Genomic DNA, 18,965 nt, shown 5'->3' with positions numbered 1-18,965 from the left:
GCAGCGGAGCGACTCAGCCATCCGCATTGATACGCTCGATCAGCGCCTGCAACACCTGCGCTGCTTCGTCGTTGGCCACCTGGCACGTGCCGGCATTTTCATGGCCACCGCCGCCATAGTGCAGCATCAGCTCGCCAATATTGGTCCGCGAGCTACGGTCAAGGATCGATTTGCCGGTGGCAAAAACGGTATTCTGCTTCTGTACCCCCCACATGACGTGGATGGAGATGTTCTGCGCCGGGAACAAAGCGTAAATCATGAAGCGGTTGGTCGCGTAGATGATGTCCTCGTTGCGCAGATCAAGTACCACCAGATTGCCATGCACGCTGGCGCAGCGTTGGATTTGCTCTTTGGCCCGGACGGCATGCTCGAAGTAAAGATCCACCCGTTCCTTGACATCGGGCAAGCGCAGGATGTCATCGATGCCGTGATTGCGGCAGTACTGGATGAGATCCATCATCAGCTGGTAGTTGCTGACACGGAATTCGCGGAAACGGCCAAGGCCGGTGCGCGAGTCCATCAGGTAGTTCAGCAGCACCCAGCCTTCAGGATCAAGGATTTCTTGGCGCGAGAACTGCGCTGAGTCAGCCTTGTCGACAGCAGCCATCATGTCGTCGAAGGCCGCCGGAAAACGCGCCTTGCCGCCGAAATGCTCATACACCACGCGCGCAGCGGAAGGCGCATCAGGCAGGATGATGTGTTCCGGACGCTCACCGGTATTGCGCACGGTTTCCGACAGGTGATGATCAAACGCCAGATGCACGCCCGGCACATAGGGCAGGTTGGTCGTGATATCGCGCCCGCTGATCTCGATCTTGCCGTCCTGCATGTCCTTGGGGTGGACGAACTTGATGTCGTCGATCATTTCCAGCTCATTCAGCAGTACGGCACAGACAAGGCCATCGAAGTCGCTGCGGGTGACCAGACGATATTTAGCTGCCGACATGAAGTATCTCCTGCAAGGATGTTGGGTTGAGGACAGCAAATTTAATCGATTTTCGGACGACTGTGGCAAACCGCCGCACGCCGGATAATCCCTGCGGCACCCGACGCGCTTCCAAGGCCACGGCCTGCCGCATGACGGCAGAGCTTATCCAGGAACAAACCCCCACTGATTCATGCAGTTAGCACAAAGATCCCGTGCCATTTGGCCCGCCTTTGTGGCAACACGGTATAATTGCGCGTTTTTTTCTGCTTTGGGATAAGTGCAACATGAAGATCGCTCAGGAACTCCGCTCCGGCAACGTCATCATGGTCGGCGGTCAGCCGCTCGTGGTGCAGAAAACCGAATACAACAAATCCGGCCGCAATGCTGCCGTGGTCAAGATGAAACTCAAGAACCTGCTCTCTGGCAATCCGTCGGAAGCAGTGTACAAAGCAGATGACAAGTTTGAAGTCGTCGTGCTGGAAAAGAAGGAAGCCAGCTATTCCTACTTTGCCGACCCCATGTATGTGTTCATGGACGCCGACTACAACCAGTTCGAGGTGGAAGCCGAGAACATGACCGACGCCCTCAAGTATCTCGACGACGGCATGGCCTGTGAAGTGGTGTTCTACGACGGCAAGGCCATCTCGGTCGAACTGCCGACCGCCCTGGTGCGCGAAGTGGAATACACCGAGCCGGCAGTCAAGGGCGACACCTCCGGCAAAGTCATGAAGCCGGCCCGCATCAAACCCACCGGTTTCGAACTGCAAGTACCCGCTTTCGTTGAAATCGGCGACAAGATCGAAATCGACACCCGTACCGACGAATACCGCAGCCGCACCAAGTAAAACACCCGGCCGCCCGGGGCGCTGCCTGGCAGTGCCCCGCCTTCCATTTACCTTTTCCCCATTTTTCCGCCATGCGCTACACAGTCTTTGTCGACGGCCAGGAAGGCACAACCGGCCTGCAAATCAACGAATATCTGGCCCAACGCGCCGATATCGAACTGCTGAAAATTGCTGCCGACAAGCGCAAGGATCTGGCCGAACGCAAGCGGCTGATCAATGCCTCCGACGTCACCTTCCTGTGCCTGCCGGATGCCGCCGCCAAAGAATCCGTAGCACTGGTGGACAATCCTCGCACCTGCGTCATCGATGCTTCCACGGCACACCGGGTGCATCCTGACTGGGTTTTCGGCCTACCCGAGCTGTGTCCGGAGCAGCGCGCCAAGATCCGCGCCAGCAAGCGCATCGCCAACCCCGGCTGCCACGCCAGCGCCTTCATCCTGGCGGTTCGCCCCCTGATCGACGCCGGCCTCATTGCCGCCGATACCCAGCTTGCCGCCAATTCCATTACCGGCTATTCCGGCGGTGGCAAATCCATGATTGCCGAATACGAGGCCGCCAGCGGCAGCACGGCGCTGAAGGCCCCTCGCGCCTACGCACTGGCTCTTGCCCACAAACATCTGCCGGAAATGCAGGCGTACACCGGCCTGACTGCAGCCCCCATTTTCCAGCCCATCGTCGGACCTTTCTACAAAGGCTTGGCCGTGACCGTTTACCTGCATCCGGCGCAGTTCACCCGCACTGCCGGGCCAGCCGACGTGCAGAAGATTCTGGCCGACTACTATGCCGACGAAGCCTTCATCAAGGTCCACCCGGTAGACCTCGACACCACCACCGTCAATGGTTTCTACGATGTCGAAGCCAATAACGGCAGCAACCGTGTCGACCTGGCTGTTTATGGCAATGCCGAACGCATGCTGCTCATCGCCCGCCTCGACAACCTCGGTAAAGGGGCCTCCGGCGCTGCCGTACAGGCCATGAACGTACACCTGGGCGTGACGGAAAGCCTGGGACTGGTTTGATTTCAAGGAAGCCCGTGTCTGATCGTCTCGCTGTTCTACCGCAATATCTGCTCCCCAAGCAACTTCTGACCCAGCTCGCCGGCAAGCTTGCCGGCGCTGAACTGGGCGGCCTGACCACTGCCCTGATCCGCCGCTTTATTGCCCGTTACAACGTCAACATGGCAGAAGCGGCCAACCCCGATCCTGCCAGTTACAAGAGCTTCAACGAGTTCTTCACCCGCCCCCTGCGCGATGGTGTCCGCCTGCCGGCCACCGCCGATTTCCTCTGCCCGGTGGACGGTGCCATCAGCCAGTTCGGCCCGATCGAACGCGACCAGATTTTCCAGGCCAAGGGCCACAGCTATTCAACCACCGCACTGCTTGGGGGTGACCGCGAACTCGCCGCGCCATTCGAGAACGGCAGTTTCGCCACAATCTACCTCAGCCCGCGCGACTACCATCGGATCCACATGCCTTGCGATGGTCGCCTGAGCCGCATGATTCACGTGCCCGGCGCACTGTTCTCGGTCAACCCGACCACTGCGCGCGGTGTTCCTGGCCTTTTCGCCCGCAATGAACGCGTCGTCTGCCTGTTTGATACCGCGGCCGGCCCGTTCGCCCTGGTGCTAGTCGGCGCCACCATCGTCGGCAGCATGGCCACCACCTGGCATGGCGTGGTCAATCCCCCGCGCCCCGGCGTCGTCCGCGAATGGCGTTACGACGGTGAGAACAGTGTCCTGCTCAAGAAGAGCGATGAAATGGGGCGCTTTCTCCTCGGCTCCACCGTCGTCCTGTTGTGGCCCAAAAACACGCTCGAATTCGACCCGTCCTGGGCACCGGCCAAAGCCGTACGCCTGGGCGAAGCCCTCGGCCAGCGCCTGCCGCGCGCATGAATTGAACGCCTGCCGCCGCGCAGCATGCCCACCCAATCCAAGCCAATGGAGATTGCCATGTCCGATTTACCCGCCTGTCCCAAGTGCGCATCTGCCTACACCTACAGCGACGGCCCGCTCTACATCTGCCCGGAATGCGCACACGAATGGCCCAGCGTAGCGGAAGAAATCACCGCCGAGGAAGCAGAAAAGGTCGTCCGTGACGCGGTCGGCAATGTCCTGCAGGATGGTGACGCCGTCACGGTAATCAAGGATCTCAAGGTCAAGGGCTCGTCGCTGGTCGTCAAGGTTGGCACCAAGGTGAAGAGCATCCGCCTGATCGATGGCGACCATGACATTGACTGCAAGATCGACGGCATCGGTGCCATGCAACTGAAGTCGCAGTTCGTCAAGAAAGCCTGAACGCTACCGCCTTCACAGGCTGCACATGTACACAAAAAAAGCACACAAAAAAACCGGGGCATGAAGACCCCGGTTTTTTGTTGGCGCAAACCGCTTACAGACTGTCGCCGAAATCTTTCTTGAACTGGGCGACCAGTTCGTTCTGCCAGTTCGACACCGGCGCCAGGCGGCCATAGAAGAAACGCAGGATTTCCGGCTCTTCGACGAAAGACAAACCACCGATCAGCTTGCGATTGGCGTACAGCCACTCCAGACGATCGACCGCATACTTGACCTGCGACAGGGTGAACACCCGACGCGGCAGGGCCAGACGCACCAACTCCATGTTGGCAAAAATCTCGGTACCGTCCGGCTCACGTTGTTCGGACAGGGTGCCGCGCTCCATGCCACGGATGCCGCTGGCGATGTACAGTGCCGAGGCCAGTGCGCCGGCCGGGTATTGCGATTGCGGCACGTGATCGACGAATTCCATGGCATTGATGTGGCAGCCCAGGCCACCCGCCGGCGTGATGACCGGAATGCCCCGCTTGACCAGTTCATCCACCATGTAGCCGATGAACTGCGGCCCTTGATTGATGACATCCTCGTCCATCGTTTCTTCCAGACCAACGGTGAGCGCCTCCATCTCGCGCACCGACATGCCCCCGTAGGTCAGGAAGCCTTCGTACAGCGGCACCAGACCACGCATTTTCCGGTACAGCTCTTCGCTCTTCATGCACATGCCGCCGCCCCGGGCGCAGCCGAGCTTGCGGGCGGAGAAGTAAATCACATCACACAGATCCGCCATGCGGCGGGTGATCTCGCGGATGCTCATGGCCTTGCAGGCTTCTTCGCGCGTCTTGATGAAGTGCAGGTTGTCGGCCAGCAGGCTGGCATCCATGATCAGCATCAGACCATGCTGGTCGCAGACCTTGCGGATATCGGCCAGATTCTGCAGCGAGAAAGGCTGGCCGCCGATCAGGTTGGTCCCGGCCTCCATCCGCACGAAGGCGATCCGCTCGGCACCGAAGCGGGCCACCACATCCTGCAGCTTGGCCACGTCCATATTGCCCTTGAAGGGATTGACACTGACCACTTCCAGGCCGGCGTCGCTGACGATTTCCTCGACCAGGCCACCATTCAGCGTGATGTGCGCCTTGGTGGTGGTGAAATGGTAGTTCATCGGCACCACCGAACCTTCGCTGACCAGCACTTGCGCCAGGATGTTTTCACAGGCACGGCCCTGGTGTGCCGGCAGGAAATAGTCCATGCCGAAGATTTCCTGGAGCTTGCTTTCCAGGCGGGTGTACGTGGCGCTGCCGGCGTAGCTGTCGTCGGCAATCATCATGGCCGCCATCTGCTGGTCGCTCATGGCGTTGACACCGCTGTCGGTGAGCATGTCCATGAACACATCGGCATTCTTGAGCAGAAAGGTGTTGTTGCCGGCTTCCGCCACCGCCGCCAGACGCCGCTCAACCGGCGGCAGATTCAGTTTTTGAACGATGCGGACCTTGTGCATTTCGAGCGGAAACGACTCCGCGCCGTAGAACTTCACTTTCGCCATGATGGCTAATCTCCCTGGTTGATGAAATCGATTCGGCCTGCGCGCCAGCCAGCACCAGCCCGCAGCCCACGGATAAAGCGGCACAGTTTACCCGAGAGGCGCCGGCATGACTGCCGTATTTGGCGGATAAATCCCTCTCTTTCAGACAGATCAAAAATACACCGTCCACTGCCCGCTAGAATCAGCCATCCGCAACCCATCCAGGAGTGCCGCATGCCACTTTCCCGTCATATTGGCCAAAAAATCGCCCTCGCCAGCGCCCTCTTTTGTGCAGCCATGATACTGCCGGCACTGCTGGCTTTTTTCTGGGTCTGGTTCGAGTACGGCCTCGCCGACACCTGGACCCCCAGCCTGCTCGCCTGCATCGCCTTTTTTGCCTGTTGCGCCGGTGTACTCTACGTCGTCAGCAAACCGCAACCGCCGCTGCCACAGGACGAACCCGCCACAGCCACACCCCACCCGTGACGCCATCCACGGCGCCCCCTCTCTGCCCGGGTCTAACGCGCTGACACAGAAACAATAATCCAGCCACTGTGGCTGCGCCTTGCCGCCCTGATGGACTGCAGCCGCCAGCAAGCCCAGGCCATCTGACAGAAACCCGACTATTTGCGCACTGTGCTTGCCGTGCGCAATTTTTTTCCCCATAATTCAAACGAACGTATGAATCACAGAGGATGTAATGCAAGACAACCGCTTGTCCGATACCCGCGCCCGTATCCTTGATGCCGCCGAACGCCTGTTCATGGCGCACGGCTACGATGGCACCTCGATGCGCCAGATCACCGGCGAGGCTGGGGTCAATCTCGCCGCCGTCAACTACCACTTCGGCTCCAAGGAAGCATTGATCCAGGAAGTTTTCCGCCGCCGCCTGAACTGGTTGAACGAAGAACGCATGCGGGCACTCGACGAACTGGAGGCGACTGCCGATGGACAACCGCTCAAACCCTCGCAGATCGTCGATGCCTTTTTCGGCACCATGATCCGCATGGCGGAAGACGAAGAGCGTGGCGGCGTGATTTTCTTGCGCCTGCTCGGGCGCACCCTGACCGAACCCTCGGATTTCATCCGCGCCTTTCTGGCGCACGAATACAAAACCGTGGTCGAGCGCTACAAGGAGGCGCTGTTCCGCTCACTGCCGGATGTCCCCAAGGCAGAAATCGTCTGGCGCTTCCATTTCATGCTCGGCGCGACCTCCTATGCCATCGCCGGCACCGACGCCCTGCGTCTGGTAACCGACTGGGGCATCGAAGCGGAAGATAGTGAAGACCGCCTCGACCGCCTGCTGCCTCGTCTCATTTCTTTCCTGATTGGCGGGTTGCGCGCCCCTTTGCCGCAATTCACCGATCACTGATCCTACAAAAACAAACCAGGAGACATCACCATGCCCGTTCATCCCGCCCTCTGGGCTTGCCTTGCCGTTGTCCTCGCCGTGGGCGCACTGTTCACCTTGCCGCCCTTGCGCCGTGCCATCCTCACCCGCGGCATCTTTGCCGCCTACCGCAAGGTCCTGCCGCAGATGTCGGATACCGAGCGCGATGCGCTCGAAGCCGGCACAGTCTGGTGGGAAGGCGAGTTGTTCCGCGGCAAGCCGGACTGGCAGAAGCTGCACGCCTACCCGGTGCCGAAGCTGACTGCCGAAGAACAAGCCTTCCTCGACAACGAATGCGAGGAAGCCTGCCGCCTGGTCGATGACTGGCAGGTCACCCACGAACTCTACGATCTCCCCGCCAACGCCTGGCGCTACATCAAGGAGCGTGGCTTCCTCGGCATGATCATCCCGAAGAAATACGGTGGCCTGGAATTTTCCGCCTACGCCCACTCGCAGGTGGTGACCAAGCTATCGACCCGCTCTTCCGCACTCTCGGTATCGGTCATGGTGCCCAACTCGCTCGGCCCGGCCGAATTGCTACTGCACTACGGCACCGAAGAACAGAAGAACCACTACCTGCCACGCCTGGCCAAAGGCATCGAAATCCCCGCCTTTGCCCTGACCAGCCCGTGGGCGGGCTCGGATGCCGCCTCCATTCCGGATGCCGGCGTCGTCTGCAAGGGCGTTTATCAGGGCAAGGAAGTCCTGGGCATGCGCGTCTCCTTTGACAAGCGCTACATCACCCTGGCCCCGCTGTGCACGGTGTTCGGCCTGGCGTTTCACCTCTACGACCCGGAAGGGCTGCTGGGCGACAAGAAGCACATCGGCATCACCTGCGCCCTGGTCCCTTACGATCATCCGGGCGTCGACACCGGCCGCCGTCACTTTCCCCTGAACGCCATGTTCATGAACGGCCCGGTGCGTGGCACCGAGGTCTTCATGCCGCTCGATTTCATCATCGGCGGCCCGGCGATGGCGGGCCAAGGCTGGCGCATGCTCATGGAGTGTCTGGCAGCTGGCCGCTCGATCTCGCTGCCCTCTTCCAACACCGGCATGGCGCAGATGACGGCGCGCGCTGTCGGCGGCTACGCCCGGGTGCGCTCGCAGTTCAACATGGCCGTCGGCAAGTTCGAAGGCGTCGAAGAAGCACTGACCCGCATCGGCGCCTACACCTACCTGATGGACGCGGTGCGCAAGATGACGGCCGGCGCCGTCGATCTCGGCGAAAAACCCTCGGTGGTGTCAGCCATTGCCAAGTACCACGTCACCGAACGCGCCCGCCAGGTGGTCAACGACGGCATGGATGTCATCGGCGGCAAAGGCATCTGCCTCGGCCCGTCGAATTTCCTCGGTCGTGCCTACCAGCAGGTGCCGGTGGCGATCACCGTCGAAGGCGCCAACATCCTGACCCGTTCGCTGATCATCTTCGGCCAGGGGGCCATCCGCTGCCATCCTTACCTGCTGCCGGAAATGCGCGCGGCGCAGAATCCGGATGCCCGCCAGGGGCTGATCGATTTCGACCGGGCGCTATTCGGCCACATCGGCTTCACCATCAGCAATGCCTGGCGAGCTTTCCGCCAGGGCATCACCGGCTCGCATTTCGTCAGCGTCAACACCGACGTGGCGCCGGAAATGCGCCGTTACTACCAGCAACTGACGCGTTTCTCCGCCGCCTTCGCATTCCTTTCCGATGTATCCCTGCTGGTGCTGGGCGGCAGCGTCAAACGGCGCGAAAAACTCTCGGCCCGCCTGGGCGACATCCTGGCGCAGATGTACCTGATTTCCTGCACCCTCAAACGCTATGAGGCGGAAGGCCGGCAACAGGCCGATGCACCGCTTGCCCACTGGGCCATCTGGGACGCCATGTACAAGGCGCAGCAGGCGTTCGATGGGGTGCTGGCCAATTTCCCGGTGCGTTTCATCGCTGCCCTGGTCAAGCGCGTGATCTTCCCCTGGGGCCATCCCTACGTGGTGCCGTCCGATGCCTTCGGCCACCAGGTTGCGAAATCGCTGCTCTCGCCCTCGGCGACACGGGACCGCCTGACGGCCGAATGCTTTGTACCGTTACACGAGGAAGAGCCGGTTGGCGCCATCGAACTGGCCCTGCAAGCCACCCTGGCTGCCGAGCCGATCGAAGCCAAGATCCGCGCCGCCGAGAAGGCCGGCCGCTTTGCCAACAACCCGCGCGCCAACGTCCGTGACATCGCCCAGGTCGCCGCTGAACTGGGCGTCATCACCGCTGCCGAATTCGAGATCATGCAGCGACGCACGCACCTGCGCGACATCGTGGTACGGGTCGACGATTTCCCCTTCGACTTCGGCGTAGCCACGGCGAACAAACCCGCCCCCGACCGGATGGCGGCATGACAGCACGCCCCCATGGCCAGCCGCAAACACTGGCAGCACGCACAAAGTCCGTGCCGCTATCAGCCATTTCCAGCGTTCGCAAAGGAAACCCATGACAACGATTTACGTAGTGGATGGCGCCCGTACGCCCTTCCTCAAAGCGCAGAAAGGCCCCGGACCGTTCGCCGCCTCCGATCTGGCGACGCAAGCCGGACGCGCGCTGCTGCTGCGCCAGCCCTTCCTGCCGTCCGATCTAGACGAGGTCATTCTCGGTTGCGCCGCACCGTCGCCGGATGAAACCAACATCGGCCGCATGGTCGCGCTGCGACTCGGCTGCGGCAAAAAGGTGCCGGGCTGGACGGTGATGCGCAACTGCGCTTCCGGCATGCAGGCCATCGACTCGGCCATCGCCAACATCCAGTGCGGCCGTTCGCAACTGGTGCTGGCCGGTGGCGTCGATGCGCTCTCCCGAGCGCCATTACTCTATTCGGATGCGATGGTGCGCTGGTTCGCCGGCATGATGACAATGCGGACGATGGGGCAGAAACTCGGTCATTTCCTCAAGCTACGCCCAGCCGCGCTGCTGACGCCGGTGATCGGGCTGATGAAGGGCCTGACCGACCCGGTGGTCGGCCTGCTGATGGGGCAGACAGCGGAAAACCTGGCCTGGAAATTCGGCATCGACCGGCGGCAGATGGACGAGTTTGCCGTGCGCAGCCACCAGCGCGCACTTGCCGCGCGGCAAGCCGGGCATCTGGACGAAATCGTGCCGCTGGTCGATGGCAAGGGCAAGATCTATGCCGAAGACGACGGGGTTCGCGCCGATGCCGATCTGGCCGGCATGGCCAAGCCGAAACCGTTTTTTGACAAGAAGTACGGCAACATCACCGCCGCCAACAGCTCGCAGATCACCGATGGCGCCGCCTGGGTGCTGCTGGCGTCGGCAGAGGCGGTGGAGAAATGGGGCCTCAGCCCGATCGGCAAAATCGTCGATAGCCAATGGTCTGGCCTTGAGCCAGAGCAAATGGGGCTGGGGCCGGTGCATGCATCCACCCCGATCCTGCAACGGCACGGCCTGGCGCTGACTGACATCGATTACTGGGAGCTCAACGAAGCTTTTGCGGCGCAAGTGCTTGCCTGCCAGGCTGCCTGGCGCGATGAGCGCTACTGCCGCGAACAGCTCGAACTACCGGGCGCCCTCGGCGACATTCCCAGCGAGCGCCTCAACGTCGATGGCGGCGCCGTCGCCATCGGTCACCCGGTCGGCGCCTCGGGTGCCCGCATCGTCCTGCACCTGCTGCACGTACTACGCCGCAACCAGGCGCGGCGCGGTATCGCAACGATCTGCATCGGCGGCGGCCTGGGCGGCGCCATGCTGGTCGAGGCCTTCTGACATGCGGATTGGAATCGTCGTCGATTCAGCCTGCGACCTGCCGCGCGAGTTCATCGACCAGCACGCCATTCAGATCATGCCGATCACCCTGCGCATCGGTGATGTTTTCGTCGAGGACTGGCGCGATCCGGTCGAAACCCAGAAGTTCTACGCCTGGCGCCTCGATCAAGGGCATGCCGACTACGCCGAATCCATCCCCTACTCACCGGAACAGATCGAAACCCTGTTTCTCGAACGCCTGGTCCTCGAATACGACTACGTGTTCTGCCTGACCATCAGCGGCATGCGCAGCCCCATTTTCATGCATGCACAGCAGGCAGCGCGCAGCGTGCTCGGCAAATACCGGGAGATCCGCCGCAGCGCAGGCTGCAACGATGCTTTCGGCCTGGCCGTGCTGTCCACCCGCAACCTGTTCACCGGCCAATCCGTGCCGGCAGCAGAAGCCACCCGACTGATCGCCGAGGGCTGCCCGCCCAGTGTGATCGGTGCGCGGCTGACGCAGCTGATCGAACATACCCACACCTACCTGGTCCCGGCCGATCTCCACCACATCTATAACCGCGCCTCGAAGAAGGGGGACAGCAGCCTGGGCTGGGGCGCCTACGCCCTCGGCTCGCTACTCGATGTGAAGCCCCTCCTGCATTACAACTGCGACACAACCCACACGGTCGGCAAGGTGCGCGGCTTTTCCAGTGGCGCCGAACATCTCTTCAACCGTGCTGCCGAACAAATCGAACAGGGACTGGACGCGCCGTGGATCTGCATCAGCTATGGTGGCCCGCTGGAAACGGTACGCGACCTCAAAGGTTATGGCCGGCTGGCACGCACTGCCATTGAACACGACGTCACCATCCAATTGGCGCCAATGAGTAAAACCGCCGCCATCAATGTCGGCCCGGGGGCACTGTCGCTGGCCTTTGCTGCCGCCAGTCACCGTATTCAATGAGAGAACCGATCATGCACGACACCTTCACCCACTGGCAGTTGCACCGCGAAAGCAGCGGCATCGCCATTGCCACCCTCGACCGCGCCGGCGAGAGCACCAACGCCCTGTCACAAGCAGTCATGACGGAACTCGGGCAACTGCTCGACCAGCTTGAAGCCTCGCCCCCCGCTGGGCTGATCATCCGTTCCGGCAAGGCGGCGGGCTTCATCGCCGGGGCCGACATTGATGAATTCTCCCGTCTCGACACGGCGGACAAAGGCCGGCAACTGGTCGCGCGCGGCTGGGAACTCTTCAACCGCCTGGCCGCCGTGCCCTACCCGACACTGGCACTGGTGCGCGGTCACTGTCTTGGCGGCGGCCTGGAACTGGCACTGGCCTGCCGTTACCTGCTGGCGGTAGATGAGCCAGGGACGAAAATGGCCCTACCGGAAGTCATGCTCGGCATCTTTCCTGGTTGGGGTGGCATGTCCCGCCTGCCGCAGCGCATCGGCGCCCCGGCGGCGCTTGATCTGATGCTCACCGGTAAAGGGCTGGATGCCCGCCGCGCCAGGAAAATGGGGCTAGCCGATGACTGCGTGCCGCCCCGGGTCATGGAGATGGCGGCGCGCCAGTTGCTGCTCTCCAATACCCCTCGCCGTCCCCTACCCTTCATGCAGAAACTGCTGTCCGGCCCGCTCAAGGCGGTGGTCGCCAATGGCGCCCGCAAACAGGTGGCGAAGAAGGCGCGGCCTGAACATTATCCAGCCCCCTACGCCATCATCGACCTGTGGCAAAAACAGGGTGGCAACGCCCTGGACGCACCGGAAGTGCTTGACCGCATCATCTCTTCACCGACCGCGAAAAACCTCCTGCGGGTATTCCGCCTGCAGGAGCGCCTGAAGAGCTTTGGCAAGAGTAGCGAACCCGGAGGAGATTTCGTGGCACGCCGCGTGCACGTCGTCGGCGCTGGCGTCATGGGCGGCGACATTGCTGCCTGGTGCGCCCTGCGCGGCCTGACCGTCAGTCTGCAGGATCAGGACATCAGCCGTATCGCGCCCGCCCTGCAACGCGCCCAAGCACTGTTCCAGAAAAAACTGCGTGACCCCCTGGCGGTGCGTGCCGCCTGCGATCGTCTGCTACCCGATCCCACCGGCGCCGGCGTGGTCCACGCCGATGTGGTGATCGAGGCAATTTTCGAGAATGCAGAGGCCAAGCACGCCCTGTTCCGCACGCTCGAACCGCGCATGAAACCAGGCGCCCTGCTGGCCAGCAACACATCCAGCCTGCGTCTGGAAGATCTGCGCCCGGTGCTGGCACGACCAGAACGGCTGGTCGGCATCCATTTCTTCAACCCGGTTGCGATGATGCCGCTGGTCGAGGTCGTTGCCGCCGAGGCAGCCGACCCCACCGCCATCCGTGCCGCCTGCGCATTCGTCCGCCAGATCGACAAACTACCGCTCCCCGTCCGCAGCGCCCCGGGATTTCTGGTGAACGCCGTCCTCGCCCCCTACATGCTCGCCGCCATGCGCGCAGTGGACCGTGGGATCGCACCGGAAAGCATCGACGCCGCCTTGCTCACCTTCGGCATGCCGATGGGCCCGATCGAACTGATCGACACGGTCGGCCTCGACATCGCCCTAGCGGCGGGGCAACAACTTGCCGATGGCGCCGAAGCACCACGCTGCCTGCAACAGCGGGTGGAAAAACAGCAACTGGGCAAGAAAAGTGGTCAGGGTTTTTACACCTGGAACAATGGCAAGCCGCAGAAAACCGCAGCAAGCAGTGCCCCCTCCGGGCTGGCGGAAGAACTGGTAGCCCCGCTCATCGCCCGCACCCAACGCCTGGTGGCCGACGGCATTGTCGCCGACGCCGATCTTGCCGACGCCGGCGTGATTTTCGGTACCGGCTTCGCCCCCTTCACCGGCGGCCCGTTGCACTGGCAAACCAGCCGCTGACATCCCCTGCCGGGCGAGTGTTGCACTAACACAACACACGCCCGGTTTTTTTACAAACAAACAGTATTTCAAACGTTTGTTTGATGTTTAATAGTTTCACCCATCGGGAAGAAATTCCCTAATCCATAAAACCAGGAGACAAACCCATGAACCAGCACCTTGCCGTACGCCTTCTTCCCGGCCTGATCAGCATGGCCTTCGCCGGCACCGCAGCCGCTTCCGGCTTTCAACTGCAAAACCAGAACGCTGCCGGCACCAGCGTTGCCTATGCCGGTGCCGCTGCCGTCGCCGAAGACGCCAGCACGATCTTTTTCAACCCAGCCGGGATGACCTATCTGCCCATGGGTCACAGCATTTCCCTCGGCGCGACAGCCATCCAGCGCTCGGTCCGTTTTTCCGACACCGGCACAACGCGCATGCCGGTACTGACTGCCGCCGGCGCGCCTACCGGCTTGTTCCATCCGGTCGGTGACAACGGCGGCAACGGTGGCGGCACTTCCGTTGTCCCTGCCTTTTATTACAGCTACGCCATCACCCCGGCCCTGCGCGCTGGCGTTGGCGTCTCCGTGACCTTCGGCAGCGAAACCGAGTATGACGACAACTTCGCCGGCCGCTTCTCCGGTAAATACACCTCCATCCACCAGATCAACCTCAACCCGTCGCTCGCCTACAAGGTCAATGACCTACTCTCCATCGGTTTCGGCCTCAACTTCGCCAAGAGCGAGATCGAATTCCGCCAGCACACCCCGGTCTCGCTGGCCGGCCCGCAGGGTACGCTGAAGGGCGACGACACGGCCTGGGGCTGGAACGTGGGTGTCATGTTGCAGCCGACCGAGCACACCAGAATCGGTCTGGCCTACCGTTCCAAGATCAAGTTTGACCTGGAAGGCAGCCAGAAAGTACCGGCTTTCATGATGAATCGCGACATCGAGGCAACGCTGGAAACCCCGGATAACTTTTCTCTCGCCATTAGCCACAAGCTGAATGATCGTCTCGAACTGCTGGCCGACGCCACCTGGACCGGCTGGAGTTCCGTTGACGCGCTGATGCCCGTTTTTGCCGATACCAAAGGCCGCGCGACGGCCCCGCTGCGCTACAACTTTGAAGACACCTGGCGGGTGGGCGTGGGCGCGAAATATCAGCTGAACAACGCCTGGAATCTGCGCGCCGGCATTGCTTACGATGAGTCGCCGGTACCGGATTCGAAGCACCGGACAATGACCGTGCCAGACTCCGACCGCACCTGGCTCGCTTTCGGCGCCCGCTGGCAGGTGAACAAGAATGCATCGCTCGATTTCGGCTATGCGCGCATCTTCTTCAAGAACTCGGATACGGCACGCCCCGTCACCGACACCAGCGAAACGGTCACCCTGCAAACCGTCCATGGCAAGTTCAAGACCCACGCCAACCTGTATTCGGTGCAGATGAACTACAACTTCTAATCCAGCGGAACCCTTATTCTCTGCCTTCACCCCGGCCACGGCCGGGGTCTTTTTTTGCGCGGCAAGTCAGCCCGCCAACTCCTTGGGAAGCGGAAAATAAACCGCCTCCTCCACGCCCTGCAACTGCGCGACGGGCGCACCGGACAATGCCTGCAGGCGCGCCACGACCTGCTGCACCAGCACATCCGGCGCTGATGCACCGGCAGTCACACCGATTTGTGTTTTCCCGACCAGCCATCCCGCATCGATTTCATCCGCCGCATCCACCAGATAAGCATCAATACCGCGCCCGGCAGCCACTTCCTTCAGGCGGCGGGAATTCGAACTGTTCTGACTACCGACGACAATCACCAGATCACAGACATCGGCCAGGGCCTTGACCGCATCCTGGCGGTTCTGCGTGGCATAGCAGATGTCGTCCTTCTTCGGCCCCTGAATCGCTGGAAAACGTGCGCGCAGAGCGGCAATCACCCGCCCGGCATCGTCGATCGACAGTGTCGTCTGGGTCACGTAGGCAAGATACTCGGGGTCTTTGACCTGCAGGGTTGCCACATCCTCCGGTGTTTCCACCAGATACATGCCGCCCTGCACCTGGCCCATGGTGCCCTCGACTTCCGGATGCCCCTTGTGGCCAATCATCACAATTTCACGCTCCCCCTTGCGCATGCGGCCGACTTCGAGGTGCACCTTGGTCACCAACGGGCAGGTTGCATCAAAGACCTTGAGACCGCGCTGTTCCGCCTCGCTCCGTATGGCCTGCGACACCCCATGGGCACTGAAAATCACCGTATTTCCTGCGGGAACCTCACTCAGTTCCTCAACAAACACTGCCCCTTTGCTGCGCAGATCATCGCAGACGAATTTGTTGTGCACCACCTCATGCCGCACGTAGATCGGCGCCCCGAATTTTTCCAGGGCGCGCTCCACAATGGCGATGGCGCGTTCGACGCCAGCACAGAAACCGCGCGGGTTGGCAAGAATGATTGGCATGGATTCGAATCTCAAAAGAAAAAGCGGTCACGTTGCCGCAACCGCTTTTAGGGGAAAAGCGCACAATCAGAAATGCAGAGCGCGTTTATCGCAGGCAAGTGCGGCTTCGTGCACGATTTCCGACAGCGTCGGGTGGGCATGGCAGATGCGGCCGAGGTCTTCGGATGCACCGGCAAACTCCATAGTGACCACGGCTTCCGCAATCAGTTCAGAGGCGTTGTTACCAATGATGTGCACGCCCAGGATGCGGTCAGTCTTGGCATCGGCCAATACTTTGACAAAACCGCTGGCGTCGCCATGGCCGAGGGCACGGCCACTGGCCATGAACGGCACCTTGCCCGGCTTGTAGGCAATGCCTTCGGCCTTGAGCTGCTGTTCGGTCTTGCCGACCCAGGCGATTTCCGGATGGGTGTAGACCACGCCCGGGATGGTGTCGAAGTTGCAATGACCAGCCTGACCGGCGATCAATTCGGCAACCATGACGCCCTCTTCCGAAGCCTTGTGCGCCAGCATCGGACCACGGACGACGTCGCCGACCGCCCAGACGTTGGGCAGGTTGGTCTGGCAGTGGCCATTGACTTCGACCTGGCCGCGCTCGTTGAGCTTGAGGCCTACGGCGTCGCCGTTGAGGCCATCGGTGTTCGGGATGCGGCCGACCGAAACGATCAGTTTGTCGCACTCAAGTGTCTTGGCACCGTCCTTGTCTTCATAAGCAACGGTGACGCCCTTCTTGGTCACCGTGACCTTGCCCAGCTTGATGCCGGTGGTGATCTTCAGGCCCTGCTTGGTGAACAGCTTGAGCGCTTCCTTGGCGATGTCCTGGTCGGCGAACGGCAGGAAGTCCGGCGCGGCTTCGAGCACGGTCACGTCGGTACCGAGACGACGCCAGACCGAACCCATTTCCAGGCCGATGACGCCGGCACCGATGACGCCCAGACGCTTCGGTGCAGCGTCGAAATCGAGCGCGCCGACGTTGTCGCAGATGACCTTGTTGTCGACCGGGATGCCGTCGAGGTGGCGCGGCTTGGAGCCGGTGGCGATGATCACGTGCTTGGCCAGGACTTCTTCCTCGCCCACCTTGACCTTGTACAGCTCGCCTTCCTTGCCGGCAAAGCTGGCGTGGCCGTTGAGGCCGGTGACCTTGTTCTTCTTGAACAGGCCGCGGATGCCGCCGGTCAGCTGGGTGACGATGGTGTTCTTGCGGCCGATCATGGTCGGCACATCGATGCTGACCCCCTTGGCCGAGATGCCGTGCATGGCGAAGGAGTGATTGGCTTCCTCGTACAGTTCGGAAGAGCGCAGCAGCGCCTTGGACGGGATGCAGCCGACGTTCAGGCAGGTACCGCCGAGACGCGGCTCGCCCTTCGGATCGGCATAGGCGTTGGATTCGGCGCAAGCGGTGTTGAAACCGAGCTGGGCGGCGCGGATGGCGGCGACATAGCCACCAGGACCACCGCCGATAACGAGCACATCGAATTGTTTACTGGACATTTAATTCTCCTGAGCGAACAGCCGCGCTGACATAACTTGAAATGCGGAAAACCGCTTCGCACTCAAGCTGCGCAGGGTGCAGCCATCCACTTTTCATAACGATTCAAAAAGCATGGGGAGCAAGGCGAGAAACCTGCGCCCTACCCCCCATGCCTGGTACTGCATATTCCGCGCTGGCAGTAATCAGACTGCGAGCAGCAGACGCGCCGGATCTTCCAGCGCTTCCTTCATCGTCACCAGACCGAGCACCGCTTCGCGGCCGTCGATGATGCGGTGGTCGTAGGACATGGCCAGATAGTTCATCGGCCGCACCACGACCTGCCCGTTCTCGACCACGGCACGATCCTTGGTGGCGTGAATGCCGAGAATGGCCGACTGCGGCGGATTGATGATCGGCGTGGACATCATCGAGCCGAAGATGCCGCCGTTGGAGATGGAGAAGGTGCCACCGGTCAGGTCCTCGATGGAGATCTTGCCATCCTTGGCCTTCTGGCCGAATTCAGCAATCTTCTTCTCGATATCGGCGATCGACATCTGATCAGCATTGCGCAGGATGGGCACGACCAGACCCCGCGGCGAACCGACGGCGATACCGATGTCAATATAGCCGTGATAGACGATATCGTTCCCATCGACCGAAGCGTTCAGGATCGGGAAGCGCTGCAGAGCGGCAACGGCCGCCTTGACAAAGAAGCCCATGAAGCCAAGACGCACGCCGTGAGTCTTCTCGAACTTCTCGCCATATTGCTTGCGCAACGCCATGACCGGCGCCATGTTGACTTCATTGAAGGTGGTCAGGATGGCATTGGTCTGCTGCGATTGAATCAGCCGCTCGGCGATACGGGCGCGCAGACGGGTCATCGGCACACGCTCTTCCGGACGATCACCCAGAGCCACACCGGAATTGGGTACCGGCAGGGAAGCCAGTGCGCTCTTGCCCGCAGCCACCGGACCAGACGGTGCTGCAGCCCGTGCCTGGGCAGCAACGGCGTCTTCCTTGGTCACGCGGCCGCCACGACCAGAACCGGCCACATCCGCAGCCGCAACGCCCTTTTCTTCGAGAATCTTGCGGGCGGCCGGGCTGGCGCTACCCGCCGGAGCACTCGCAGCCGGAGCAGCAGCCGGCGTCGGTGCGGCTGCTTTCGGCGCTTCCGCTGCCGGCGCCACGGCGCCCGCAACGGCGGTGGTATCGATCTTGGCGATCAATTCACCGGAAACCACCGTGTCACCATCACCCTTGATGATTTCCACCAGCACACCGGCACCCGGCGAGGGCACTTCCAGAACGACCTTGTCGGTCTCGATATCGACCAGGATTTCGTCGCGGGCGACAGCTTCGCCCACCTTCTTTTTCCACGTAGCGAGCGTGCCCTCGGCGACGGACTCGGACAGTTGCGGAACTTGAACTTCGATAATGCTCATGATGACTCCACTCTGCGGTAGTA

At 61.5% G+C, this 18,965-nt stretch carries 16 protein-coding genes; 11 read left to right on the top strand and 5 right to left on the bottom strand.

Translation table 11 applies throughout. The features are described 5' to 3' along the window. Nucleotides 1-13: 13 nt before the first annotated feature. Nucleotides 14-946: an exopolyphosphatase gene (locus JYJ39_RS10590; RefSeq protein ID WP_205204209.1), complete on the bottom strand. Its 933-nt coding sequence runs from the start codon at nt 944-946 to the stop codon at nt 14-16. A gap of 266 nt (nt 947-1,212) precedes the next feature. Here JYJ39_RS10590 and efp point away from each other — a divergent pair, with 266 nt between their 5' ends. The 4 genes from efp (at nt 1,213) to JYJ39_RS10570 (ending at nt 4,066) form a co-directional block, all read left to right on the top strand. After that, complete coding sequence (gene efp, locus JYJ39_RS10585; RefSeq protein ID WP_205204208.1) at nt 1,213-1,773, top strand: elongation factor P; 561 nt, start codon at nt 1,213-1,215, stop codon at nt 1,771-1,773. A gap of 71 nt (nt 1,774-1,844) precedes the next feature. Then, nucleotides 1,845-2,792 carry an N-acetyl-gamma-glutamyl-phosphate reductase gene (gene argC / locus JYJ39_RS10580; RefSeq protein ID WP_205204207.1) on the top strand — a complete coding sequence of 316 codons (948 nt, stop codon included), beginning with the start codon at nt 1,845-1,847 and terminating at the stop codon, nt 2,790-2,792. Between the two features lie 14 nt (nt 2,793-2,806). Then, a complete protein-coding gene (gene asd / locus JYJ39_RS10575) occupies nt 2,807-3,664 on the top strand; it encodes an archaetidylserine decarboxylase (RefSeq protein ID WP_205204206.1) in 858 nt (285 codons plus the stop codon). Between the two features lie 57 nt (nt 3,665-3,721). Then, on the top strand, nt 3,722-4,066 hold the full coding sequence (locus JYJ39_RS10570; RefSeq protein WP_205204205.1) for a zinc ribbon domain-containing protein YjdM: 345 nt from the start codon (nt 3,722-3,724) through the stop codon (nt 4,064-4,066). A gap of 94 nt (nt 4,067-4,160) precedes the next feature. Here JYJ39_RS10570 and JYJ39_RS10565 read toward each other — a convergent pair whose 3' ends face one another. Then, complete coding sequence (locus JYJ39_RS10565; RefSeq protein ID WP_205204204.1) at nt 4,161-5,609, bottom strand: tryptophanase; 1,449 nt, start codon at nt 5,607-5,609, stop codon at nt 4,161-4,163. A gap of 213 nt (nt 5,610-5,822) precedes the next feature. Between JYJ39_RS10565 and JYJ39_RS10560 the strand changes: the two genes are divergently transcribed. The 7 genes from JYJ39_RS10560 (at nt 5,823) to JYJ39_RS10530 (ending at nt 15,039) form a co-directional block, all read left to right on the top strand. After that, nucleotides 5,823-6,074 (top strand): hypothetical protein, encoded by a 252-nt coding sequence (locus JYJ39_RS10560; RefSeq protein WP_205204203.1) that lies wholly within the window; start codon nt 5,823-5,825, stop codon nt 6,072-6,074. A gap of 214 nt (nt 6,075-6,288) precedes the next feature. After that, a complete protein-coding gene (locus JYJ39_RS10555) occupies nt 6,289-6,960 on the top strand; it encodes a TetR/AcrR family transcriptional regulator (RefSeq protein WP_205204202.1) in 672 nt (223 codons plus the stop codon). A gap of 30 nt (nt 6,961-6,990) precedes the next feature. Next, on the top strand, nt 6,991-9,345 hold the full coding sequence (locus tag JYJ39_RS10550) for an acyl-CoA dehydrogenase (protein ID WP_205204200.1): 2,355 nt from the start codon (nt 6,991-6,993) through the stop codon (nt 9,343-9,345). Nucleotides 9,346-9,436: 91 nt separating this feature from the next. Then, nucleotides 9,437-10,717, top strand: a complete 1,281-nt coding sequence (locus JYJ39_RS10545; RefSeq protein WP_205204198.1) for an acetyl-CoA C-acetyltransferase — start codon at nt 9,437-9,439, stop codon at nt 10,715-10,717. Between the two features lies 1 nt (nt 10,718). Continuing rightward, nucleotides 10,719-11,663, top strand: coding sequence for a DegV family protein (locus JYJ39_RS10540; protein WP_205204196.1), 945 nt, complete (start codon nt 10,719-10,721; stop codon nt 11,661-11,663). Beyond that, nucleotides 11,660-13,597 (top strand): 3-hydroxyacyl-CoA dehydrogenase NAD-binding domain-containing protein, encoded by a 1,938-nt coding sequence (locus JYJ39_RS10535; protein ID WP_205204194.1) that lies wholly within the window; start codon nt 11,660-11,662, stop codon nt 13,595-13,597. The genes JYJ39_RS10540 and JYJ39_RS10535 overlap by 4 nt, the downstream gene beginning before the upstream one ends. Before the next feature lie 146 nt (nt 13,598-13,743). After that, nucleotides 13,744-15,039 carry an OmpP1/FadL family transporter gene (locus JYJ39_RS10530; RefSeq protein WP_205204192.1) on the top strand — a complete coding sequence of 432 codons (1,296 nt, stop codon included), beginning with the start codon at nt 13,744-13,746 and terminating at the stop codon, nt 15,037-15,039. Nucleotides 15,040-15,105: 66 nt separating this feature from the next. On the opposite strand, the gene ispH is transcribed toward JYJ39_RS10530, so the two are convergent. The 3 genes from ispH to odhB form a co-directional block, all read right to left on the bottom strand. Continuing rightward, nucleotides 15,106-16,029: a 4-hydroxy-3-methylbut-2-enyl diphosphate reductase gene (gene ispH, locus JYJ39_RS10525; protein WP_205204190.1), complete on the bottom strand. Its 924-nt coding sequence runs from the start codon at nt 16,027-16,029 to the stop codon at nt 15,106-15,108. 66 nt (nt 16,030-16,095) lie between these two features. Continuing rightward, nucleotides 16,096-17,520, bottom strand: coding sequence for a dihydrolipoyl dehydrogenase (lpdA, locus tag JYJ39_RS10520; protein WP_205204188.1), 1,425 nt, complete (start codon nt 17,518-17,520; stop codon nt 16,096-16,098). A gap of 183 nt (nt 17,521-17,703) precedes the next feature. After that, the gene (gene odhB, locus JYJ39_RS10515; protein WP_205204187.1) at nt 17,704-18,942 is read right to left on the bottom strand and encodes a 2-oxoglutarate dehydrogenase complex dihydrolipoyllysine-residue succinyltransferase; all 1,239 of its coding nucleotides are present in this window, start codon (nt 18,940-18,942) and stop codon (nt 17,704-17,706) included. Nucleotides 18,943-18,965: the final 23 nt, after the last annotated feature.

This window comes from Azonexus hydrophilus (assembly GCF_905120355.1).
Taxonomy (GTDB): domain Bacteria; phylum Pseudomonadota; class Gammaproteobacteria; order Burkholderiales; family Rhodocyclaceae; genus Azonexus.
Note: the sequence above shows the minus strand (reverse complement) of the source record. Positions and strands in the feature narration are given on the sequence as shown.

Excerpts from the sequence above, each read along its gene's own strand:
- JYJ39_RS10560 (WP_205204203.1), top strand. The coding sequence starts at position 5,823 with ATGCCACTTTCCCGTCATATTGGCCAAAAAATCGCCCTCGCCAGCGCC.
- JYJ39_RS10555 (WP_205204202.1), top strand. The coding sequence starts at position 6,289 with ATGCAAGACAACCGCTTGTCCGATACCCGCGCCCGTATCCTTGATGCC.
- efp (WP_205204208.1), top strand. The coding sequence starts at position 1,213 with ATGAAGATCGCTCAGGAACTCCGCTCCGGCAACGTCATCATGGTCGGC.
- argC (WP_205204207.1), top strand. The coding sequence starts at position 1,845 with ATGCGCTACACAGTCTTTGTCGACGGCCAGGAAGGCACAACCGGCCTG.
- lpdA (WP_205204188.1), bottom strand. The coding sequence starts at position 17,520 with ATGTCCAGTAAACAATTCGATGTGCTCGTTATCGGCGGTGGTCCTGGT.
- JYJ39_RS10540 (WP_205204196.1), top strand. The coding sequence starts at position 10,719 with ATGCGGATTGGAATCGTCGTCGATTCAGCCTGCGACCTGCCGCGCGAG.
- JYJ39_RS10530 (WP_205204192.1), top strand. The coding sequence starts at position 13,744 with ATGAACCAGCACCTTGCCGTACGCCTTCTTCCCGGCCTGATCAGCATG.
- JYJ39_RS10570 (WP_205204205.1), top strand. The coding sequence starts at position 3,722 with ATGTCCGATTTACCCGCCTGTCCCAAGTGCGCATCTGCCTACACCTAC.
- JYJ39_RS10545 (WP_205204198.1), top strand. The coding sequence starts at position 9,437 with ATGACAACGATTTACGTAGTGGATGGCGCCCGTACGCCCTTCCTCAAA.
- ispH (WP_205204190.1), bottom strand. The coding sequence starts at position 16,029 with ATGCCAATCATTCTTGCCAACCCGCGCGGTTTCTGTGCTGGCGTCGAA.
- JYJ39_RS10590 (WP_205204209.1), bottom strand. The coding sequence starts at position 946 with ATGTCGGCAGCTAAATATCGTCTGGTCACCCGCAGCGACTTCGATGGC.
- odhB (WP_205204187.1), bottom strand. The coding sequence starts at position 18,942 with ATGAGCATTATCGAAGTTCAAGTTCCGCAACTGTCCGAGTCCGTCGCC.
- JYJ39_RS10550 (WP_205204200.1), top strand. The coding sequence starts at position 6,991 with ATGCCCGTTCATCCCGCCCTCTGGGCTTGCCTTGCCGTTGTCCTCGCC.
- JYJ39_RS10535 (WP_205204194.1), top strand. The coding sequence starts at position 11,660 with ATGAGAGAACCGATCATGCACGACACCTTCACCCACTGGCAGTTGCAC.
- JYJ39_RS10565 (WP_205204204.1), bottom strand. The coding sequence starts at position 5,609 with ATGGCGAAAGTGAAGTTCTACGGCGCGGAGTCGTTTCCGCTCGAAATG.